The organism is Wenjunlia tyrosinilytica (assembly GCF_014646055.1).
GTDB lineage: Bacteria > Actinomycetota > Actinomycetes > Streptomycetales > Streptomycetaceae > Wenjunlia > Wenjunlia tyrosinilytica.
The window spans coordinates 119,912-141,853 of the sequence record NZ_BMMS01000002.1 but is presented as its reverse complement, the minus strand read 5'-3'; the positions used below and the strand labels follow the sequence as shown (position 1 = coordinate 141,853).

General features: G+C 70.2%; 16 protein-coding genes. 14 read left to right on the top strand and 2 right to left on the bottom strand.

Going from position 1 to position 21,942, the window contains the following annotated elements:
- Positions 1-84 precede the first annotated feature (84 nt).
- Both IEY86_RS02890 and IEY86_RS02885 read left to right on the top strand, forming a co-directional pair.
- Positions 85-2,079 carry a TerD family protein gene (locus IEY86_RS02890; RefSeq protein ID WP_189129871.1) on the top strand — a complete coding sequence of 665 codons (1,995 nt, stop codon included), beginning with the start codon at positions 85-87 and terminating at the stop codon, positions 2,077-2,079.
- A gap of 300 nt (positions 2,080-2,379) precedes the next feature.
- The gene (locus IEY86_RS02885) at positions 2,380-3,366 is read left to right on the top strand and encodes a TerC family protein (protein ID WP_189129870.1); all 987 of its coding nucleotides are present in this window, start codon (positions 2,380-2,382) and stop codon (positions 3,364-3,366) included.
- Positions 3,367-3,579: 213 nt separating this feature from the next.
- Here IEY86_RS02885 and IEY86_RS02880 read toward each other — a convergent pair whose 3' ends face one another.
- Positions 3,580-4,236, bottom strand: coding sequence for an MBL fold metallo-hydrolase (locus IEY86_RS02880; protein ID WP_189129869.1), 657 nt, complete (start codon positions 4,234-4,236; stop codon positions 3,580-3,582).
- 94 nt (positions 4,237-4,330) lie between these two features.
- Complete coding sequence (locus IEY86_RS02875) at positions 4,331-5,062, bottom strand: maleylpyruvate isomerase family mycothiol-dependent enzyme (protein WP_189129868.1); 732 nt, start codon at positions 5,060-5,062, stop codon at positions 4,331-4,333.
- A 241-nt stretch (positions 5,063-5,303) separates the two neighbouring features.
- Between IEY86_RS02875 and uvrA the strand changes: the two genes are divergently transcribed.
- The 12 genes from uvrA to IEY86_RS02815 all read left to right on the top strand — a co-directional run bounded on the left by uvrA (position 5,304) and on the right by IEY86_RS02815 (position 21,867).
- Complete coding sequence (uvrA, locus tag IEY86_RS02870) at positions 5,304-8,396, top strand: excinuclease ABC subunit UvrA (protein ID WP_189129867.1); 3,093 nt, start codon at positions 5,304-5,306, stop codon at positions 8,394-8,396.
- 53 nt (positions 8,397-8,449) lie between these two features.
- Positions 8,450-8,887, top strand: a complete 438-nt coding sequence (locus IEY86_RS02865) for a Rieske (2Fe-2S) protein (RefSeq protein WP_229698108.1) — start codon at positions 8,450-8,452, stop codon at positions 8,885-8,887.
- Between the two features lie 120 nt (positions 8,888-9,007).
- Complete coding sequence (gene uvrC, locus IEY86_RS02860; protein ID WP_189129865.1) at positions 9,008-11,350, top strand: excinuclease ABC subunit UvrC; 2,343 nt, start codon at positions 9,008-9,010, stop codon at positions 11,348-11,350.
- The gene (rapZ, locus tag IEY86_RS02855) at positions 11,343-12,251 is read left to right on the top strand and encodes an RNase adapter RapZ (RefSeq protein WP_373286944.1); all 909 of its coding nucleotides are present in this window, start codon (positions 11,343-11,345) and stop codon (positions 12,249-12,251) included. The genes uvrC and rapZ overlap by 8 nt, the downstream gene beginning before the upstream one ends.
- Before the next feature lie 98 nt (positions 12,252-12,349).
- A complete protein-coding gene (locus IEY86_RS02850) occupies positions 12,350-13,345 on the top strand; it encodes a gluconeogenesis factor YvcK family protein (protein ID WP_189130049.1) in 996 nt (331 codons plus the stop codon).
- The gene (gene whiA / locus IEY86_RS02845; protein ID WP_189129864.1) at positions 13,336-14,313 is read left to right on the top strand and encodes a DNA-binding protein WhiA; all 978 of its coding nucleotides are present in this window, start codon (positions 13,336-13,338) and stop codon (positions 14,311-14,313) included. The genes IEY86_RS02850 and whiA overlap by 10 nt, the downstream gene beginning before the upstream one ends.
- 304 nt (positions 14,314-14,617) lie before the next feature.
- Positions 14,618-17,572 carry a M14 family metallopeptidase gene (locus tag IEY86_RS02840; RefSeq protein ID WP_189129863.1) on the top strand — a complete coding sequence of 985 codons (2,955 nt, stop codon included), beginning with the start codon at positions 14,618-14,620 and terminating at the stop codon, positions 17,570-17,572.
- A 190-nt stretch (positions 17,573-17,762) separates the two neighbouring features.
- Entirely contained in the window at positions 17,763-18,767 is a 1,005-nt protein-coding gene (gap, locus tag IEY86_RS02835; RefSeq protein ID WP_189129862.1) for a type I glyceraldehyde-3-phosphate dehydrogenase, read from the top strand.
- 181 nt (positions 18,768-18,948) lie between these two features.
- Positions 18,949-20,184, top strand: coding sequence for a phosphoglycerate kinase (locus IEY86_RS02830; protein ID WP_189129861.1), 1,236 nt, complete (start codon positions 18,949-18,951; stop codon positions 20,182-20,184).
- Between the two features lie 5 nt (positions 20,185-20,189).
- Complete coding sequence (gene tpiA / locus IEY86_RS02825; RefSeq protein ID WP_189129860.1) at positions 20,190-20,966, top strand: triose-phosphate isomerase; 777 nt, start codon at positions 20,190-20,192, stop codon at positions 20,964-20,966.
- Between the two features lie 212 nt (positions 20,967-21,178).
- Positions 21,179-21,409 carry a preprotein translocase subunit SecG gene (gene secG / locus IEY86_RS02820; RefSeq protein WP_229698107.1) on the top strand — a complete coding sequence of 77 codons (231 nt, stop codon included), beginning with the start codon at positions 21,179-21,181 and terminating at the stop codon, positions 21,407-21,409.
- Positions 21,410-21,531: 122 nt separating this feature from the next.
- On the top strand, positions 21,532-21,867 hold the full coding sequence (locus tag IEY86_RS02815; RefSeq protein WP_189129858.1) for an RNA polymerase-binding protein RbpA: 336 nt from the start codon (positions 21,532-21,534) through the stop codon (positions 21,865-21,867).
- Positions 21,868-21,942 lie beyond the last annotated feature (75 nt).

The following is a 21,942-nucleotide window of genomic DNA, read 5'->3' as shown; positions in this document are numbered from 1 at the left end:
GACGAGTGCCCTACGACGAGTGCCACAAGACGAGTGCGACAAGACGACAAGCGCAACGGACAAGCGCAAAGAGGGGGAGCAGCGATGACTGCCGAGTTGACCCGGGGACAGAACCACCCCCTCCCGGCGGACATCTCCGGCGGGGGCCGCCTGGAAGTGAGAGTGTCGACGGGGAAGCCGGTCATCGCCGGTGCCACCCTCGGCGACGAGCACGGCAGGGTGCGGGGAGTCGAGTGGGTCGCACACCCGGGCTCCCCCCAGCTGCCGGGGCTCGAGGTCTCCCGCCAGGCCGCGGCCGAGAACCACCTCGCGGTGGACCTCGGCGCGATGCCCGAGAATGTGCACTGGGTCAATATCCTGCTGGCCCTGCCCCAGGTGGACGGCGCTCCCTCGCGGTTCGGCGCCATCGCCTCCCCCTTCGTCGCCATCACCGGCCTCGACGGCTCCGAGATCGCCACCTACACCATCACTGACCTCAACTCCGAGTCCGCGGTGCTCGCCGTCGAGCTGTACCGCCGCCAGGGCGCCTGGAAGGTCCGCGCGGTCGGGCAGGGGTATGCCGGCGGTCTGTCCGACATGCTGAGGGACCAGGGTCTGCCGGAGGCCATGGAGCTGGCCTCCTCGATCAACGAGGCCGTGGCGCGAGGGCTCGCCCGCTCCGTCGCCGCGCCTCCCCCGCGCACCGAGGAAGGCGAACGGGTCCGCAGGGCGGCCACGGTGGGCGGGAATGCCGCCGGGTCCTCCGCGGCGCCCCACCCCGACCCGGCCTCCACCCCGGCGACGCCCGCCCCGGCGACGTCCACCCCGGCGACGCCCGCCCCCGCCTCCCCGCAGCCCGGCCCGGCCACGCCCGCGCCCGCTGCGGCGGCGGGCGGTACGGGGCCGTTGAACTACCAGCACCCCAATCGCGCCCCCGCGCCCGTTGCGCCGGTGGCTGGTCAGGACGGTTCGGAGCCGGTCGCGGGCAACGCGTCGGGCTGGACCATGGAGGAGCGGCTCTACAACCAGGTCTGGGGCATGTTCGAGGACCTGGCCCGCACCACGGCCGCCTACCGCAGCGCGGTGGATTTCGCCGAGTCGCGCATGGAGCAGGAGCTCGACAAGGTGCTGGCCGACCCGGCCACCCGGGTCGGCCCGGCCGCCGACGCCGCACGCGGCGCCGCCCGCGCCAAGCACGGCGCGCTCGTCGACCAGGCCCGGGCCGCGCTGGACCGCGACATCGCCCAGCTCACCGCCGAGTCCAATGTGGTCGAGCCCGCGCTGCCGCCCGCGTTCGCGCAGTGGGAGAGCGCGGTCTGGAACGGGTTCAAGCCCTCGATGGAAACGCCCATGGCGGTCCGCCTCGGCGATCTGCACCTGCCGGAGCAGCCGCAGCTGCGGATCCCGATGCTGGTGCGCCTTCCGCTCGAGCGCGGGCTGTGGATCGACGCGGGCCGGTCGCCGAACACCCCCATGACCGTGGACTCCGAGCAGGCCAAGCGCCTGGCGATGGACACGGCCGTCTCCCTCGCCGTGCGGATGCTCGCGGCGTACCCGGCCGGGGAGTTCAACGTCAATGTGATCGACCCCGCCGGTTCGGGGGCGGCCGCACTGGCGCCGCTCGTGCGGTCGGGGGCCTTGAAGGAGCCTCCGGCGGCCGGTGCGGAGGGAGTTTCCGCGATGATCTCCAAGCTCATCCAGCGCGTCGATCTGGTGCAGATGGCGATGCGCGGCGGGGCCTCGGACGCACTGCCGCCGCATCTGGACCTGAGCGAGCAGCTCCTGATCGTCAATGACTTCCCCTTCGGGTTCGACGACCGCGCGGTCACCCAGCTGCGCTATCTCGCCGACGAGGGGCCGTCGGTGGGTGTGCAGCTGATGATGGTGGCCGACCGGGACGACGCCCGTGCCTACGGCCCGGTGCTCGACCCGCTGTGGCGGGCGCTTCTGCGCCTGACGCCGACCCCCGACGACCACCTCGCCGACCCCTGGGTCGGGCACGCCTGGACGTTCTGCCCGCTGCTACCGCCGACGGGGAGCCAGGTGCTCCAGCAGGTGGGGGAGCGGGTGGCGAGCGCCCGCGAGCAGTTCAACCGCTAGGCGGCCGCCTGCCGGACAACGCCTCGCAGTCAAGCGCCCTGCGGCCGTTCCTTGAGGACCGCGCCGCAGGGCGCCGGTGCGTCAGCACATCGATCGCCTTTACCTTCTCTTGGTGTTCCTGTACTGTTCTTTACGCGGAGGGGAGTATTCCTTTAGCGGCGGGCCCGTCATCACGGCCCTGGCGGATCCTTGGATCACGCTGGGCCCGGGCCACCGGCCCACAGATGCAGCACCGGGTGGAAGAGACCTCCGGCAGCTACGTAGCTGACGTTGTAAACGCCTGCATCTGCCGGAGGACTGGTGGACGTTTCCCTGACCCTGTGGGTCGCGACAATCCTTGGCCTGATGGCCCTCATCGCCGCTGACTTCGTCATCGGCCGCAAGCCGCACGACGTCTCCATGAAGGAGGCGGGCATCTGGACGGTCGTCTGGATCGCCCTCGCCTGCCTCTTCGGCGCCGGGCTCCTGGTGTTCGCCGGAGGCGGGCCCGGCGGGGAGTTCTTCGCGGGCTTCATCACCGAGAAGTCCCTGAGCGTGGACAACCTCTTCGTCTTCGTCCTCATCATGGCGAAGTTCGCCGTGCCCACGGTCTACCAGCAGAGGGTTCTGCTGGTCGGTGTCCTGATCGCGCTGGTGCTGCGAGCGGTGTTCATCGCCGCGGGCGCCGCGATCGTGACGACGTTCTCGTGGGTGTTCTTCATCTTCGGCGCGTTCCTCGTCTACACCGCCTGGAAGCTCGTCCAGGAGGCGCGGGCCGACAAGGGCGACGAGGAGTTCGAGGAGAACCGCCTGCTCAAGGCCGTGGAGAAGCGGGTCCCCGCCACGGACCGCTACCACGGCACCAAGCTGGTCGTCCGGGAGCACGGCAAGCGCCTGATCACCCCGATGCTGATCGTGATGCTGGCGATCGGAACGACCGATGTGCTCTTCGCGCTGGACTCGATCCCCGCGATCTTCGGCCTCACCAAGGACCCGTACATCGTCTTCACGGCCAACGCCTTCGCGCTGATGGGTCTGCGCCAGCTGTACTTCCTCATCGGCGGGCTGCTGAAGAGGCTGGTCCACCTCTCCTACGGCCTGTCGGTCATCCTCGGCTTCATCGGTGTGAAGCTCGTGCTGGAGGCCCTGCACGGCACCGGTGTGCACGTGCCGCACATCGGCATCCCCTTCTCGCTCGGCTTCATCGTCCTGGTCCTCGCCGTCACCACGGTGACCAGCCTGAGGGCGTCGAAGAAGCAGGCCGAGGTCGAGGAGAAGGCTGAGGAGCGGGAGAACGCGGCCCGCTGACCGCGACGGCGGCGGCGATCGGGACGACCGCGCACGCGGCAGCGGTCGCGGGACAAGCCGAGGCCCGGACGGGATCCCGGGATCCCGTCCGGGCCTTCCGGCGCCTTCGGCGCGCCGACACCGACGCCGTACCAGCGCGCCGCACCCGAGCGCCGTGAACGACCTGCTCCCGCGCCGTCCGGCGCTGAGCCCGCGCTCCGATCAGCCGCCGTCCTACCAGCCGCGCTCGCGCCACTGCGCGAGATGCGGGCGCTCCGCACCGAGGGTGGTGTCATTGCCATGGCCGGGGTAGACCCATGTCTCGTCCGGCAGCGGATCGAAGATCTTGGTCTCCACGTCGCTCAGCAGGCTCCGGAACGCCTCCGGATCGTTGTGCGTATTGCCCACGCCCCCCGGGAAGAGGCAGTCACCCGTGAACACGTGCGGGTGACCCTGCGGGTCGTCGTAGACCAGGGCGATGGAGCCGGGGGTGTGGCCCACCAGGTGGCGGGCCGTGAGCTCCACCCGGCCGACCCGCACGGTGTCCCCGTCGTCGAGCAGCACATCGGTGGGAACGGGGATGCCCGGTGCGTCCTCGCGGCCGGCCAGCGTCCTCGCCCCGGTGGCGGCGACGACGGCGCCGAGGGCCTGCCAGTGGTCGCCGTGCTGGTGGGTGGTGAGCACGGAGGCCAGTCCTCCCTCACCGATGACGCTTCGCAGAGTATGGGCGTCGTTCGCCGCGTCGATCAGGAACTGCTCGTCGGTGGCACGGCAACGCAGCACATAGGCGTTGTTGTCCATCGGCCCCACCGCGACCTTGGTGATGATCACATGGGCGAGCTCGCGGACGTCCGGGGAGCCGCCGACCTTCACCTGTCCGTGGTACGCCATCGCCGTCCCTTTCTTGTGGCGGGGATCTCTGGTGCGGGGATCTCTGGTGCGGGGATCTCTGGTGCGGGGATCTCGGATGTGCGGGAGGAGTCTGTCAGCCCAGGGGTGGGAGTGTGGGCAGCGGGACCTCGGGGTCGACGACGAGTCCCTCGCCCGCGCTCCGGCCGGTCACCCAGCCGAGCAGGGCGTGCTTGGGGCCCGACACGGTGGCCTCGGGTTTCTCGGCGGCGCCGATGTCCCACGTCTCGCCGGTCTCGGAGTCCTGCAACCGGACCGTGGCGATGCCGTCGTGGGCATGCAGGCCGTCCATGACGAACGCGAGCTCCCGCGCGACGAACTCGGCGGGCAGTTGCTCGGTGGTCCAGCCGATGCCGAGGTCGACATGGTGGAGGTTCACCTCGATCAGCCGCCGCCAGGGGATCTCGGCCGCGGCGATGACCTGGCCGGAGCGCATGACCACCTGGGCCGCGTAGGCCTGGGGCGGGAAGGCTTGCGCGGCCTCCCAGAAGCGGTTGGCGCTCGCGTGCAGATCGGCGATCTGCTCCTCCAGGGGGCGGCCGGAACCCGCCTCGATGTCGGCGTTGCGGCGCTGTCCGCTCTCGTACTGCGGGGTCTCCTCGCCGGTCGTGGCCCAGGTGAGGAGGTTGACCAACGAGTCGGCGTTGCGCGCGATGTGCGCGAGGACATGGCCCCGGGTCCAGCCGGGCAGCCGTGAGGGCTCGCCGACCGCGGCGGCGTCGAGCTGCGCCACCGCGTCCAGGAGCTGCTTTGTCGCGTCGCGGACTGCGAGAAGGTCCTCGGCCGGGTCGAGCGGTCGGGTCGTCACGTGCCCTCCTTGTCCGGGGTCAACATCACAGACGCTATCCCCGCCGAGCGCCGCGGTCACACGGATGGGCCTCCGGCCCCGTTCGCGGCGGCAGTTCTCCCGGCGGCTTCGCTATTCGAATGTACGTGCTATAGGCTCATCGGTGGCACAGTTTCCCATCGGGAAGAAAAGCCGGAGCGCCCCCGTTTAGCATTGCTGGGGCCCTGCCCTCTCCTCATCTCAGGAAGAAAGGCGCACCAGCGTGGCCGACCGCCTCACCGTCCGTGGCGCTCGCGAGCACAACCTGAAGAACGTCTCGCTCGACCTCCCCCGCGACTCGCTCATCGTCTTCACGGGCCTGTCCGGGTCGGGGAAGTCCTCCCTGGCCTTCGACACGATCTTCGCGGAGGGCCAGCGCCGCTACGTTGAGTCGCTGTCGTCGTACGCGCGGCAGTTCCTCGGCCAGATGGACAAGCCCGACGTCGACTTCATCGAGGGGTTGTCGCCCGCGGTCTCCATCGACCAGAAGTCCACCTCCCGCAACCCGCGGTCGACGGTGGGCACCATCACCGAGGTCTACGACTACCTGCGGCTGCTCTTCGCGCGCATCGGCAAGCCGCACTGTCCCGAGTGCGGGCGCCCCATCGCCCGGCAGAGCCCGCAGGCGATCGTGGACCGGGTGCTGGAGCTGGAGGAGGGCAGCCGCTTCCAGGTCCTCAGCCCTCTGGTCCGCTCCCGCAAGGGCGAGTTCGTCGACCTCTTCTCCGAGCTCCAGGCCAAGGGGTACAGCCGGGCCAGGGTGGACGGGCAGACGATCCAGCTCACCGACCCGCCGAAGCTGAAGAAGCAGGAGAAGCACACCGTCGAGGTGGTGGTGGACCGGCTCACGGTGAAGGAATCGGCCAAGCGCCGCCTCACCGACTCGGTGGAGACCGCGCTGGGCCTGTCCGGCGGCATGGTGATCCTGGACTTCGTCGACCTGCCCGAGGACGACCCGCAGCGTGAGCGGATGTTCTCCGAGCACCTGTACTGCCCGTACGACGACCTGTCGTTCGAGGAGCTCGAGCCGAGGTCGTTCTCGTTCAACTCCCCGTTCGGCGCCTGCCCCGACTGCACCGGCATCGGCACCCGGATGGAGGTCGACCCGGAGCTCATCGTCACCGACGAGGAGAAGACCCTCGACGAGGGCGCGATCGGGCCGTGGTCGATGGGCCACTCCAAGGACTACTTCAACCGCCTGATCGGCGCGCTCGCCGGCGAGTTGGGCTTCCGCACCGACATCCCCTGGGCCGGGCTTCCGGCGCGGGCGAAGAAGGCGCTGCTGCACGGCCACCGGACCCAGATCCAGGTGAGGTACCGCAACCGGTACGGGCGCGAGCGGTCCTACACGACCTCGTTCGAGGGCGCGATCCCGTTCGTGAAGCGTCGGCACTCCGAGGCGGAGAGCGACAGCAGCCGTGAGCGCTTCGAGGGCTACATGCGCGAGGTCCACTGCCCGACGTGCTCCGGGACGCGGCTGAAACCGATCGTCCTCGCGGTCACCGTGCAGGGGAAGTCCATCGCCGACATCTCCGCGATGTCCATCAGCGACTGCGCCGACTTCCTGCGCGGGATGAAGCTCACCGCCCGCGAGAAGACCATCGCCGAGCGGGTGCTCAAGGAGGTCAACGAGCGGCTGCGCTTCCTCGTGGACGTCGGCCTCGACTACCTCTCGCTCAACCGCGCCGCGGGCACCCTCTCCGGTGGCGAGGCGCAGCGCATCCGGCTCGCCACGCAGATCGGCTCCGGCCTGGTCGGTGTGCTGTACGTCCTGGACGAGCCGTCCATCGGCCTGCACCAGCGGGACAACCACCGGCTGATCGAGACCCTGGTCCGGCTGCGGGACATGGGCAACACGCTGATCGTGGTCGAGCACGACGAGGACACCATCCGCACGTCGGACTGGGTGGTGGACATCGGCCCGGGTGCGGGCGAGCACGGCGGCAAGGTGGTGCACAGCGGCCCGTTGAAGGAGCTGCTGGGGAACAAGGAGTCGATGACCGGCGCCTACCTGTCGGGGCGCAAGGCCATTCCGACGCCGCGGATCAGGCGCCCGCGCGATCCGCAGCGGCAGCTGATCGTACGCGGAGCCCGCGAGCACAACCTCCAGGACATCAATGTCTCCTTCCCCCTCGGTGTCTTCACGGCCGTGACGGGGGTGTCCGGCTCGGGCAAGTCGACGCTGGTCAACGACATCCTGTACACGCACCTTGCGCGTGAGCTGAACGGCGCCCGCACCGTGCCGGGGCGCCACACCCGCGTCGACGGCGACGACCTCGTCGACAAGGTCGTGCATGTGGACCAGTCGCCCATCGGCCGCACCCCGCGGTCCAACCCGGCGACGTACACGGGTGTCTTCGACCATGTCCGGCGGCTGTTCGCCGAGACGACGGAGGCGAAGGTCCGCGGCTACCTGCCGGGGCGTTTCTCCTTCAACGTCAAGGGCGGCCGGTGCGAGAACTGCTCCGGTGACGGCACCATCAAGATCGAGATGAACTTCCTGCCGGACGTGTACGTCCCGTGCGAGGTGTGCCACGGCGCCCGGTACAACCGGGAGACGCTGGAGGTGCACTTCAAGGGCAAGTCCATCGCCGAGGTGCTGGACATGCCCATCGAGGAGGCCATGGACTTCTTCGACGCGGTCCCGGCGATCTCGAGGCACCTGCGCACGCTCAACGACGTCGGTCTCGGCTACGTCCGCCTCGGGCAGTCGGCGCCGACCCTGTCGGGTGGCGAGGCCCAGCGGGTCAAGCTGGCGTCGGAGCTCCAGAAGCGCTCGACCGGCCGGACGGTGTACGTCCTGGACGAGCCGACGACGGGTCTGCACTTCGAGGACATCAGCAAGCTGATCAATGTCCTGTCCGGACTGGTCGACAAGGGCAACACCGTGATCGTCATCGAGCACAACCTCGATGTGATCAAAACCGCCGACTGGGTCGTGGACATGGGGCCCGAGGGCGGCAGCGGTGGTGGCCTGCTGGTCGCCGAGGGCACGCCCGAGGAGGTGGCCGCGATCCCGGCCAGCCACACGGGCAAGTTCCTCCGTGACGTCCTGGGGGACCGGGTCAGCGACGCCACCGTGCCGCAGATGCGCAGGGCCGGGTCCGACCCGGACAGGGCCGCGGGCTCCGTCACGGCGGCCACGGCCGCCCGGACCACCAAGGCCAACTCGGTGACGGTCCCGGCGAAGAAGGTGGCCGCGAAGAAGGTCGCCGTGAAGAAGACGGCCGCCGCGAAGACGGCTGCCAAGAAGACGGCTGCCGCGAAGACGGCCGCCTCGAAGACCGCCGCGAAGAAGGCCGCGGCCAAGAAGTAGTGGACGGGTTCGACGACGGCCGGGGGCCGATTCCCTGTCGCCGCAGTGTTCTGGTGGCTGCCGCCGCTCTCACGTCGGCCTCGTGCGGGCCGGGCACGGGAGCGGCGGCACCCGCGGTGCCCACCGAGCCGGTGGACCTCGGGGCGGCGACGCAGATCCCGGTGGGCGGGGCCGAGCTCTTCCGCGAGCGGAAGCTGCTGGTCTCACAGCCGGAGAAGGGCCGCTTCACGGCGTTCAGCGCCGTGTGCACGCACGCCGGGTGCGTGGTGGACTCCGTGGCGGACGGCACGGCGAACTGCCCCTGCCACGGCAGCCGCTTCCACATCACCGACGGCACAGTGGCCCAGGGCCCGGCGGACAAGGCCCTCCCGGCGATACCGGTGAGGGTCGAGGACGGCCGGATCACGGTGGGCGGAAAGCCCAAGGACGACTGGAGGACGACCGGAGGGGGAGCCCCCGGGAGGCCCCGGCGGCCCGCGCCGCCGCATTGAAGCGCCCTGCCCGAGGAGCGGTGGGGGCGCGGTCCGCAGGCGCCGGCGGCCGGGCGGAGGGGGCATGGCAAGGACCACGGTGCGAGCCTGACTGTCCCCGCCAATCAGTAGGGTGGAGCCATGGCCGACCCGTCGACTTACCGCCCCAAGCCCGGGCAGATTCCCGACTCTCCCGGGGTGTACAAGTTCCGTGACGCCCACGGGCGGGTCGTCTATGTCGGGAAGGCCAAGAGCCTGCGCCAGAGGCTCTCCTCCTACTTCCAGGACATCGCCTTCCTCCATCCGCGCACCCGCACGATGGTGACCACCGCCGCGTCCGTGGAGTGGACCGTCGTCGACACCGAGGTCGAGGCGCTCCAGCTCGAGTACTCCTGGATCAAGGAGTTCGACCCCCGGTTCAACGTCAAGTACCGCGACGACAAGAGCTACCCCTCCCTCGCCGTGACGCTCAACGAGGAGTTCCCGCGGGTGCAGGTCATGCGCGGCCCCAAGCGCAAGGGCGTGCGCTACTTCGGCCCCTACGCCCACGCCTGGGCGATCCGCGAGACCGTGGACCTGCTGCTGAGGGTCTTCCCCGTGCGCACCTGCTCCTCCGGCGTCTTCAAGCGCTCCGCCCAGATCGGCCGCCCCTGCCTGCTCGGCTACATCGGCAAGTGCTCGGCGCCCTGCGTCGGCCGGATCTCGGCCGAGGACCACCGGGCGCTCGCCGACGAGTTCTGCGACTTCATGGCCGGCCGCACCGGCACCTATCTGCGCCGCCTGGAGCAGCAGATGAAGGACGCGGCCTCCGAGATGGAGTACGAGAAGGCCGCCCGCCTGCGCGACGACATCACGGCGCTCAAGCGCGCCATGGAGAAGAACGCGGTGGTGTTCACCGACGCCACCGACGCCGACGTGGTGGCCGTGGCCGAGGACGAGCTCGAGGCAGCCGTCCAGATCTTCCATGTGCGCGGCGGCCGGGTGCGCGGCCAGCGCGGCTGGGTGACCGACAAGGTGGAGGCCGTCGACACGGCGGGGCTCGTCGAGCACGCCCTCCAGCAGCTCTACGGCGACGAGCAGGGCGACGCCGTGCCGCGCGAGGTCCTCGTTCCGGCACTGCCCGCCCCGGTGGAGCCCGTCGCCGAGTGGCTGGCGGGGCGGCGCGGGTCCAGGGTCGATCTGCGCATCCCGCAGCGCGGTGACAAAAGGGACCTCATGGCGACCGTGCAGCGCAACGCCCAGCAGGCGCTCGCTCTGCACAAGACCCGGCGCGCGTCAGATCTCACCACGCGCTCGCGTGCGCTGGAGGAGATCGCCGAGGCCCTGGAGCTGGACAGTGCGCCGCTGCGCATCGAGTGCTTCGACATCTCCCACCTCCAGGGGGACGACGTGGTCGCCTCCATGGTCGTCTTCGAGGACGGCCTCGCGAGGAAGAGCGAGTACCGCCGGTTCCAGATCAAGGGCTTCGCGGGCCAGGACGACGTCCGGTCGATGCACGAGGTGGTCACCCGGCGGTTCCGGCGCTATCTCCAGGAGCAGGAGAAGGCCGACCTGTGGAGCCCGACCGCCCAGGGCAACGGCAGCGGAACCGCCGAGGCAGATGGGAACGCCGAGTCCAACGGGAAGGGCCGGAACGGGAACGGCGGCAACGGCGAGAACGGGAACGGCGAGAACGGCAACGGCGGGAACGGCAACGCCATCGGGAACGCCGAGGCCAACGCCGGGAGTGGCAACACCGAGGCCAACGGCGCAAGCGTCAACGGCACGGACGACGTCAATGCCACGAAGGACGTCAATGCCACGGAGGACGACGGCACGGAGGACGGCAACGGCCCCCGCGACAGCCACGGCGGCGTGGACGTCGAGGCCGACGGCTACGGCCGCCCGGCCCCCGCGTCCGGGCCCATCGACCCGGACACGGGCAAGCCTCGCAAGTTCGCGTACCCGCCCCAGCTCGTCGTGGTCGACGGCGGCCGCCCCCAGGTGGCGGCGGCCAAGGCCGCCCTGGAGGCGCTCGGCATGGACGACGTCGCCCTGTGCGGCCTCGCCAAGCGCCTCGAGGAGGTCTGGCTGCCCGGCCAGGAGGACCCCGTGGTGCTGCCCCGCACCAGCGAGGGGCTCTACCTCCTCCAGCGCGTCCGTGACGAGGCCCACCGCTTCGCCATCTCCTACCAGCGCAGCAAGCGGTCCAGGTCGATGACCGCGGGCGCCCTGGACTCCGTACCCGGGCTCGGCGAGACCCGCCGCCAGGCACTCCTGAAGCATTTCGGTTCGTTGAAACGGCTCCGAGCAGCGACAATCGAGCAGATCTGCGAGGTTCCCGGGATCGGCCGCCGCACGGCGGAGGCGATCGCCGTGGCACTCGCACAGGGCCCGAAGGCCGTCCCGGCGGTGAACACCGCCACAGGCGAGATCATTGAAGAGGACGACCGGACACCGAAGGCCCCAACCGACGGGGGTAGGAACAGTGAGCGAAGTGAATGAAGCGGCGGACGACGTGAGCAAGGCCGAAGCGGGGAGCGAGGCCAACCCCGAGCTGGTGGTCATCTCCGGCATGTCGGGGGCGGGGCGCAGCACCGCGGCCAAGTGCCTGGAGGACCTCGGCTGGTTCGTGGTCGACAACCTGCCGCCGTCGCTGATCCCCACCATGGTCGAGCTCGGCGCCCGCTCCCAGGGCTCCGTGCCCCGGATAGCGGTGGTCGTCGATGTGCGCGGCCGTCGGTTCTTCGACAATCTGCGCCAGTCCCTCGCCGACCTCGACACCGGCGGTGTGCGGCGGCGTGTGCTGTTCCTGGAGGCGTCCGACGAGGCGCTGGTGCGCCGCTTCGAGAGCGTCCGCCGGCCGCACCCCCTCCAGGGCGACGGACGGATCGTGGACGGCATCGCCGAGGAGCGGGCCCTGCTGCGCGAGCTGCGCGGCGAGGCCGACCTGGTGATAGACACCTCCAGCCTCAATGTGCACGAGCTGCGCGCCAAGATGGACGCCCAGTTCGCGGGCGACGAGGAGCCGGAGCTGCGGGCCACCGTCATGTCGTTCGGCTTCAAGTACGGGCTGCCCGTCGACGCCGACCTCGTCGCGGACTGCCGCTTCCTCCCCAACCCGCACTGGGTCCCCGAGCTGCGCCCGCACACCGGCCTGGACGACGAGGTCTCCCGGTACGTGTTCGACCAGCCTGGCGCCAAGGAGTTCCTGGACCGGTACGCGGAGCTGCTGCGCATCATCGCCACCGGCTACCGCCGCGAGGGCAAGCGGTACGTGACCATCGCCGTGGGCTGTACGGGCGGCAAGCACCGCAGTGTCGCCATGTCCGAGCGCCTGGCCCACCGGCTGGTCTCGGACGGTGTGGAGACCGTGATCGTGCACCGCGACATGGGGCGCGAGTGACGCGGGCGAACCGACGCGGCAGCCGTGAGAGCAGGGGCGAGGTGGCCAGGGCGAGAGCGGTCGCCTCGCGTCCCGTACGCGGCCGCATCCCCAGCCTCATGGGGCGCCGCTCCGGTGTTCAGCCCAAGGTGGTGGCCCTCGGAGGAGGGCAGGGCCTGTCCGCGTCCCTGGCCGCGCTGCGCCGGATCACCGGCGATCTGACCGCCGTGGTCACCGTGGCCGACGACGGCGGCTCCAGCGGGCGGCTGCGGGACGAGCTCGGTGTGCTGCCGCCCGGAGACCTGCGCAAGGCGCTGGCCGCGCTGTGCGGGGACGACGAATGGGGACGCACCTGGTCCGAGGTGATCCAGCACAGGTTCACCAGCCAGGGTGAACTTCACGGCCACGCCGTGGGCAACCTGCTGATCGTCGCCCTGTGGGAACAGCTGGACGACCATGTGGCCGCGCTGGACCTCGTGGGGCGGCTGCTGGGGGCGCACGGACGGGTGCTGCCGATGTCGGCGGTGCCGCTGGAGCTGGAGGCGACCGTACGCGGCCACGACCCGGCCCGGCCGACCGAGGTGGACACCGTCCGCGGGCAGGCCACCGTGGCCCTGACCCCCGGCGAAGTGCAGGAAGTACGGCTCGACCCGCCCGACCCGCCGGCCGTTCCCGAGGCCGTCGCCGCGGTGATGGACGCCGACTGGGTGGTGCTCGGCCCGGGGTCGTGGTTCAGCTCCGTCATGCCGCATCTGCTGGTTCCGGAGCTGGCCGACGCGCTCATGGGCACCAAGGCCCGCAAGGTCCTGACGCTGAATCTGGCACCCCAGCCGGGGGAGACCGAGGGCTTCTCCCCGCAGCGCCACCTGGAGGTCCTGGCCGGTCACGCCCCTAAACTCAGCATCGACGTGGTGCTGGCCGACGAGGCAGCCGTGCACGACCGGGCCAGCCTGCGCAAGGCGGCCGAGGCGCTGAACGGCACCGTCGAGCTGGCCCCGGTCGCCGCCTGCCCCCGTGAGGGCGAGGCCGTCAGCTCGCGACACGAGCCCGAGCTGTTGGCCGCCGCGTACGACCGGATTTTCCGGATGCATGGAAGGATCGGCCCATGGCGATGACGGCAGCGGTGAAGGACGAAATCAGCCGGCTCCCCGTCACCCGGACCTGCTGCCGGAAGGCGGAGGTCTCGGCGATCCTGCGATTCGCAGGCGGACTGCACTTGGTGAGCGGGCGCATTGTGATCGAGGCGGAGCTGGACACCGGTATCGCGGCACGCCGGCTCCGCAAGGACATCCTCGAGGTCTTCGGGCACGCTTCCGACCTGGTCGTGATGGCCCCCGGGGGCCTGCGGCGCGGCAGCAGATACGTGGTGCGCGTGGTGGCCGGGGGCGACCAGCTCGCCCGGCAGACAGGCCTGGTGGACGGCCGGGGACGGCCGATCCGCGGCCTGCCCCCGCAGGTGGTCTCGGGGGCCACCTGCGACGCGGAGGCCGCCTGGCGCGGGGCCTTCCTGGCGCACGGCTCGCTGACCGAGCCGGGCCGCTCGTCCTCGTTGGAGGTGACCTGCCCCGGCCCCGAGGCCGCCTTGGCCCTCGTGGGAGCGGCCCGACGGCTCGGCATCGCGGCCAAGGCCCGCGAGGTGCGCGGGGTGGACCGGGTGGTCGTGCGCGACGGCGACGCGATCGGCGCGCTCCTGACCCGCTTGGGCGCCCACGAGTCGGTGCTGGCCTGGGAGGAGCGGCGGATGCGCCGCGAGGTGCGGGCGACCGCCAACCGCCTGGCGAACTTCGACGACGCCAATCTGCGCCGTTCCGCCCGCGCCGCGGTGGCCGCGGGCGCCCGGGTGCAGCGTGCGCTGGAGATCCTGGGCGACGAGGTGCCCGAGCACCTGGCGGCGGCCGGACGGCTGCGCATGGAGCACAAGCAGGCCTCGCTGGAGGAGCTGGGCTCGCTGGCCGACCCGCCGCTGACCAAGGACGCGGTCGCCGGCCGGATCCGCAGGCTTTTGGCCATGGCCGACAAGCGCGCCTCCGAGCTGGGTCTGCCCGGCACCGAGTCCACGCTCACGGAGGAAATGGTGGGCTGACCGCCTTTACTGCTGCGATCCGCCCGCCCCCGGCGTTTGCCAGCCGCTCCCACCCGGACGTTCCATCCAGCCCCATCCCGGGCGGTCTTTCGCCCGGCACCCGCACGCTCCCGCCGCCCCGGCCGCGCCCAACGCGCCGCCGGGGCGGCCTTTTTGCGGTTGGCGGAGCACATTTTCGAAGCCAATCCGCTGATCTTTAAACATGACACACGAATGTCATTGACATGGCCATGAGCTGGGTTCGAGGCTGTCGCCGTGGTTTCTGCGTGACACGAGTGAACCGTTGTCGAATCAAGGGGGGCTCATGAGGCGAAGAACGACGTCGGTACTTGCGGCTTTGACGCTGGTGGTGGGCGCGGGTGCCGCGGTCCAGACGGCACAGGCGCAGCCGAGGGCGGCCGCGGACGGCGACAGCCTGTCGGTCTGGACCGCGCAGGTGACGAAGAACCAGGTGCCCCTGCTGCTGAGGGCGGGCGCCGACGGGCATGAGCTGGGCTCGCTGCCGGCCAAGGGCTCGAGCAGGGTCGAGCTGTTCCTGACCAAGCGCCAGGCGCACCAGCTGGACGCCCAGGGCGTCGAGTTGAAGGAGCGCAAGATCTCCGCGGCCGCCACCCGGCGGGTCGCGGCCGCCGGTGACGGCGTCTTCCGCCCCTACAGCGGCAAGAACGGCCTCAAGCAGGAGATCGTCACGACGGGGCAGGCGCACCCGGGGCTCACCAAGGTCGTGAGCATCGGCAGGACGATCAACAAGCAGGACATCCTGGCGATCAAGGTCAGCAAGGACGCCAAGAAGGTCAAGGACGGCAAGAAGCCCGCCGTGCTGTACGTGTCCAACCAGCACGCCCGTGAGTGGATCACTCCGGAGATGACCCGCAGGCTCCTGCACTACTACCTCGACAACTACGGCAAGGACAGCAAGGTCACCAAGATCCTCGACACCACCGAGCTGTGGTTCGTGATCTCGGCCAACCCCGACGGCTACGACTACACCCACAAGGCGCCCGCCAACCGCCTGTGGCGCAAGAACCTGCACGACAACAACGGCGACGGGAAGATCACCTCTGGCGACGGCGTCGACCTCAACCGCAACTTCGCCTACAAGTGGGGTTACGACAACGAGGGCTCCTCGCCCGACCCCGCCGACGAGACGTACCGCGGCACGTCCGCCGGCTCCGAGCCGGAGACCAAGGCCCTGGACGCCTTCGAGAAGCGCATCGGCTTCGAGTACGGCATCAACTACCACTCCGCCGCCGAACTGCTGCTGTACGGCGTCGGGTGGCAGGTGCAGACCCCGACCCCGGACGACGTGGCGCTCAAGTCGCTCGCCGGAACGCCGGAGAAGCCGGCCATCCCCGGCTACCACTCCCAGCTGTCCTCCGAGCTCTACACCACCAACGGTGAGGCGGACGGCCACGCGGGCAACGTCAACGGGATGGCGATGTTCACCCCCGAGATGTCCACCTGCACCACGGTGTCGCGGATCGACCCCAACGACGAGTGGAAGCCCGAGGACTGCCAGAGCGGCTTCAACTTCCCCGACAGCGAGAAGCTCATCGAGCAGGAGTTCGAGAAGAACATCTCGTTCGCGCTCGCCGTCGCGAAGTCGGCCTCCCACCCCGACCGGCCCTCCTCGCCGGTCGGCATCGACGCCCCCGACTTCACCCCGGACGCGTTCACCTCGTCCTACGCCCGCGGGGGCGACCAGCCGGTGGCCGTCACCGTCCGCAAGAGCGTTCGTGACAAGCGGCTGAACTACCGCGTCGACGGCGGCCCGCTGCACACCGTGAAGCTCAAGGCGTGGAAGGGCGGTGAGCGCTACGGCGGCACCGACCACCTCTTCTTCGACCAGTACCGGGCGAAGGTGAGCAAGGCCGGCGTCGGCGACAAGGTCAAGGTCTGGTTCACCGGCCGGACCGCCGAGGGGAAGAAGACCTCGAGCGCGCCCTTCAGCTACATCGTGGAGGCGACGCCCAAGGCCGACACCCTGGTCATCGCCGAGGAGGGCGGCGACGCCGCCGCCAAGTACGTCCGCACCTATGTCCGCGCGCTGCGGGACAACGGCCGCAAGCCGGCCGTGTGGGACGTCGCCACCCAGGGCTCCCCGAGCGCGCTCGGCGTCCTGAGCCACTTCAAGACCGCGGTCTGGTACAACGGCGCGGCCCGTCCCGGCGGGGCGACGCTGCTGGCCGTGCGCGACTTCCTCAACGAGGGCGGCAAGCTGGTCCAGGCGGGAGAGCAGGCGGGCGGGTCCTCCGTCGTCGGCCCGGCCCTGACAGACGACTTCAGCCAGTACTACCTCGGCGCCGACACCCGGATCTCGCTCAAGGGCGCCAAGGAGTTCAAGGGTCTGGGCGGGCTCAAGGACCGGGACGTCAAGCTCGGCGACGCGGTGGGGAACCCGCTGGACGCGGCCGGTGCCTACACCGTCACCTCGGACTCGCTTCCCCCGTCGCAGTTCCCGCAGTTCGCCAGCAAGGCGGCCGGTGACTACCCGGGCGCCAGGACGCCCTTCCAGCCGTACGAGGGCGACTGGTTCGCCGCGGCCGAGCACCGGGACGACTCCTGGATGCGGCTCGCACGGACCGTGGACCTGACCGGTGTGAAGGCCGAGGACAAGCCGCAACTGCGGTTCTGGCTCAGCTTCGACACCGAACAGGACTACGACAACGCGGTCCTGGAGGCGCACACACCGGGCGCCGACGACTGGACCACCCTGCCCGAGGCGGGCGGCGCGACCGGGACGGCCGTCCCGGCCGAGTGCGACGCCGGCTTCTACATCGCCGACCACCCGTTCCTCAAGCACTACCTCACCCTCACGGGCACGGGCTGCGAGGCGCAGGGCACCACCGGCAAGTGGAACCGCTTCACCGGCACGTCCGACGGCTGGCAGGAGGTGACGTTCGACCTGAGCGCCTACGCGGGCAAGAAGGTCGACCTCGACCTGTCGTACATCACCGACCCGGGCACCGGCGGCCACGGTGTGTTCGCCGACAACACCCGCCTGGTGATCGGCGGCGCGGACAAGGACATCGAGGGATTCGAGACATCCCTGGGTCCCTGGACCGTCCCGGGCGCCCCGGACGGCAGCCAGCCCAACGCCGTGGACTGGGTCCGCTCCCGCGAGCTCTTCCACTCCTCGGCGGCCGTCACGACCGGCGACTCGGTCCTGTTCGGATTCGGCCTGGAGCATGTCTCGACCCGCACCGAGCGCGCCCGGCTCCTCGGCGGCGCGCTGAAGTACCTGGCCAAGAAGGGGTGAGCACCCCCGACTGACCAGTAGCGCGGGGCGGCCCTGTCCGGAACCGGACGGGGCCGCCTCGTCGGCGTGTCCAAGGACTGAGTCCCATGCCACCCCTCGAGGTCCGGCGCGGTAGGGTCGTACGTGGTCGGGGACATCCCATCCACAATCGCCGGACGTGGATCCGGCGCATCAGCGAGGAGATCGGTTCGTGACGATCCGGGTAGGCATCAACGGCTTTGGTCGTATTGGCCGCAACTTCTTCCGCGCCGCCCTGGCGCAGGGTGCGGACATCGAGATCGTCGGTGTCAATGACCTGACCGACAACGCGACCCTGGCACACCTGCTCAAGTACGACACCATCCTGGGCCGCCTCAACGCGGACGTCACCCACTCGGGTGACTCCATCACCGTGGGTGGCAAGACCTTCAAGGCGATCGCCGAGCGCGACCCGGCCGCCCTGCCCTGGGGCGAGCTCGGCGCGGACATCGTGATCGAGTCCACCGGCATCTTCACCAAGGCCGAGGCGGCGAAGAAGCACGTCTCCGCCGGTGCGAAGAAGGTCATCATCTCGGCGCCCGCCTCCGACGAGGACATCACCATCGTCATGGGCGTCAACGAGGACAAGTACGACTCCGCGAAGCACACCATCATCTCCAACGCCTCCTGCACCACCAACTGCGTGGCGCCGATGGCGAAGGTGCTGGACGAGAACTTCGGCATCGTCAAGGGCCTGATGACGACGGTGCACGCGTACACCAACGACCAGGTCATCCTGGACTTCCCGCACAAGGACCTGCGCCGCGCCCGTGCCGCCGCGCAGAACATCATCCCCACCTCGACCGGCGCCGCGAAGGCCACCGCCCTGGTGCTCCCGCAGCTCAAGGGCAAGCTGGACGGCATCGCGATGCGCGTGCCCGTGCCCACCGGCTCGGTCACCGACCTGGTCGTCACCCTGGACCGCGACGTCACCAAGGACGAGATCAACGCCGCGTTCCAGAAGGCTGGCGAGGGCCGGCTCAAGGGCATCCTGTCCTACAGCGAGGACCCGATCGTCTCCTCGGACATCGTCAACTGGCCGGCGTCCTGCACGTTCGACTCGCCGCTGACGATGGCCCAGGGCAACCAGGTCAAGGTCGTCGGCTGGTACGACAACGAGTGGGGCTACTCCAACCGTCTGGTGGACCTCACCACCTTCATCGGCGGCAAGCTCTGACCGCGAGCGCAGGTACCGCGACATGAGGGAGCAGGGCTCGGAGGGCGCGAAGGAGCGCCTTTCGGGCCCTGCTCCTTGAGAAGGACATGTCCTCGCGCAAGACGTGGCTCGGCCCCGAAGACGCTGCCTCGGCCACGACGTGACCAGTTGCTCGCGCCTCACCGCCTAGGGGTTACCCAGCATGAAGACCATCGACGACCTCGACGTCGCCGGCAAGCGGGTGTTCGTCCGCTCCGATCTCAATGTCCCGCTCTCGGGCGCCACGGAAGCCGGAAGTCGGAGCATCACCGACGACGGGCGCATCCGCGCCGCCCTGCCGACCATCACCAGGCTCGCCGAGCGCGGCGCCAAGGTGATCGTCGCCTCGCACCTGGGCCGCCCCAAGGGCGAGCCCGACCCGCAGTTCTCCCTCGCCCCGGTCGCCGCGCGCCTCGGCGAACTCCTCGGCAAGGACGTCGCCTTCGCCACCGACACCGTCGGCGACAGCGCCGAGCAGACCGTGGCGGGCCTGTCCGATGGCGATGTCGCCCTGCTGGAGAACCTGCGCTTCAACCCGGGGGAGACCGCCAAGGACGACGCCGAGCGCGGCGCCTTCGCGGACCGGCTCGCCACCCTCGCCGACGCCTACGTGGGCGACGGCTTCGGCGCCGTGCACCGCAAGCACGCCTCCGTCTACGACCTCCCCGCGCGGCTGCCGCACGCCGCGGGCGGCCTGATCATCGCCGAGGTCACCGTCCTGAAGAAGCTCACCGAGGAGGTCTCGCGCCCCTACGCGGTCGTGCTCGGCGGGGCCAAGGTCTCCGACAAACTCGGGGTGATCGACCACCTGCTGGACAAGGCCGACCGCATCCTGATCGGCGGCGGCATGGCGTACACCTTCCTCAAGGCACTCGGCCACGAGATCGGCGAGTCGCTGCTCCAGGAGGACCAGGTCCCCGTGGTCCGCGAGTACCTCGAGCGGGCCGAGGCCAAGGGCGTGGAGTTCGTGCTGCCGGTCGACGTGCTGGCCGCCGCGGAGTTCCCCGACCTGAAGGCCAAGGCCCCGGCCAACCCCGTCACCGTCTCCGCCGAGGCCATCCCGGCCGACGTGATGGGCCTGGACATCGGCCCGCGCACCCGCGAGCTGTACGCCTCGAAGCTCTCCGACACGGCCACCGTCTTCTGGAACGGCCCGATGGGCGTCTTCGAGCACCCGGACTTCGCCGAGGGCACCCGAGCGGTCGCCCAGGCTCTGGTGGAGGTCTCCCAGAAGGAGAAGGGGGCGTTCACCGTGGTCGGCGGCGGCGACTCGGCCGCGGCCGTCCGCATCCTCGGCTTCGACGAGGCCGCGTTCGGACACATCTCTACCGGTGGTGGCGCCAGCCTCGAATACCTCGAGGGCAAGACGCTCCCCGGCCTCGCCGCACTGGAGGACTGAACCACATGAGCACCCGCACCCCGCTGATGGCGGGCAACTGGAAGTGCAACCTCAACCACCTCGAGGCCATCGCACACGTCCAGAAGCTCGCCTTCGCCCTCACCGACAAGGACTTCGACGCCGTCGAGGTCGCCGTCCTGCCGCCCTACACCGACCTGCGCTCGGTGCAGACCCTGATCGACGGCGACAAGCTCAGGATCAAGTACGGAGCCCAGGACGTCTCCCAGCACGACGGGGGCGCCTACACCGGTGAGATCTCCGGCTCGATGCTCGCCAAGCTCAACTGCGCCTACACGGTCGTCGGGCACTCCGAGCGCCGGCAGTACCACGGCGAGAACGAGGAGATCGTCAACGCCAAGGTCAAGGCCGCGTACCGGTACGGCCTGACGCCGATCCTGTGCATCGGCGAGGGCCTGGACGTCCGCAAGGCGGGCAACCAGGTCCCCCACACCCTCGCCCAGCTCGACGGCGGTCTCGACGGCGTCCCCGCCGAGCACGTCGAGACCATCGTCATCGCCTACGAGCCGGTGTGGGCCATCGGCACCGGTGAGGTCGCCACCCCCGAGGACGCGCAGGAGGTCTGCGGGGCGATCCGCGGCCGTCTCGCCGAGGTGTACGGCCAGGAGGTCGCCGACAAGGTGCGCATCCAGTACGGCGGCTCGGTCAAGTCGGGCAATGTCGCCGCGATCATGGCGCAGCCGGACGTGGACGGCGCCCTGGTCGGAGGCGCATCGCTGGACGCCGAGGAGTTCGTCAAGATCGTGCGCTTCCGGGACCAGTAGCCGGTCCGGGGACCTTTCGGCGGGGAGAGGGCCCATGTCGGGGCCGATCTCGCCGTACAGTGGATCCAAGTCGTACCCTGGCGGGGGCCGGGGCAGCCGCTGAGGCGGCGGCCCGGCCCCCACCGGTTTTACCGAGAAGCACCGTTTCGCCGAAGCACCGCCCGACCGCAAGCGCCGTACACACCACCCAGAGAGTTGGTCCAGCCGTGATCATGGGGTTCTCGATCGCCCTCGTCGTCTTCAGTCTGCTGATGATGCTGCTGGTGCTCATGCACAAGGGCAAGGGCGGCGGCCTTTCCGACATGTTCGGTGGCGGAATGCAGTCGTCCGTGGGCGGGTCGTCGGTGGCCGAGCGGAACCTGGACCGGATCACCGTGGTCGTCGGGCTTGCCTGGTTCGCCACGATTGTCGTCCTCGGGCTGCTGCTCAAGTTCAACAGCTGACGTAAGCTGAAGAACTTCCGGACGCCTGTGGAAAACTGACAGGCTTACACTGGACGTCCTCGCGCAGGTGCCGGGCCTCGGGGGCGCGGCAGCGCAGCACCATCACGCAGGGAGTTACGACCGTGGCAAGTGGCAACGCGATCCGTGGCAGTCGGGTCGGCGCCGGGCCGATGGGAGAAGCAGAGCGCGGCGAGTCCGCCCCGCGTCTGCGGATCTCATTCTGGTGCTCCAACGGGCACGAGACCCAGCCGAGCTTCGCCAGCGACGCGCAGATCCCGGACACCTGGGACTGCCCCCGGTGCGGTTTCCCGGCGGGGCAGAACCGCGAGAGCCCGCCGGACCCGCCGCGCACCGAGCCCTACAAGACACACCTGGCCTATGTGCGCGAGCGCCGCAGCGACGCCGACGGGGAGGCGATCCTCGCCGAGGCCCTCGCCAAGCTCCGCGGTGAGATCTGAGCCGGTCCACCTGCGCGCACGACACGAGAACGGGGTCCGGGTGGCCCTTCCGCGAGGAAGGCCCACCCGGACCCC

Coding starts and splice junctions, on each gene's coding strand:
- IEY86_RS02890 (WP_189129871.1), top strand. CDS start 85: ATGACTGCCGAGTTGACCCGGGGACAGAACCACCCCCTCCCGGCGGAC.
- IEY86_RS02880 (WP_189129869.1), bottom strand. CDS start 4,236: ATGGCGTACCACGGACAGGTGAAGGTCGGCGGCTCCCCGGACGTCCGC.
- uvrC (WP_189129865.1), top strand. CDS start 9,008: ATGGCCGACCCGTCGACTTACCGCCCCAAGCCCGGGCAGATTCCCGAC.
- IEY86_RS02850 (WP_189130049.1), top strand. CDS start 12,350: ATGGGGCGCCGCTCCGGTGTTCAGCCCAAGGTGGTGGCCCTCGGAGGA.
- whiA (WP_189129864.1), top strand. CDS start 13,336: ATGGCGATGACGGCAGCGGTGAAGGACGAAATCAGCCGGCTCCCCGTC.
- IEY86_RS02840 (WP_189129863.1), top strand. CDS start 14,618: ATGAGGCGAAGAACGACGTCGGTACTTGCGGCTTTGACGCTGGTGGTG.
- IEY86_RS02830 (WP_189129861.1), top strand. CDS start 18,949: ATGAAGACCATCGACGACCTCGACGTCGCCGGCAAGCGGGTGTTCGTC.
- tpiA (WP_189129860.1), top strand. CDS start 20,190: ATGAGCACCCGCACCCCGCTGATGGCGGGCAACTGGAAGTGCAACCTC.
- secG (WP_229698107.1), top strand. CDS start 21,179: ATGGGGTTCTCGATCGCCCTCGTCGTCTTCAGTCTGCTGATGATGCTG.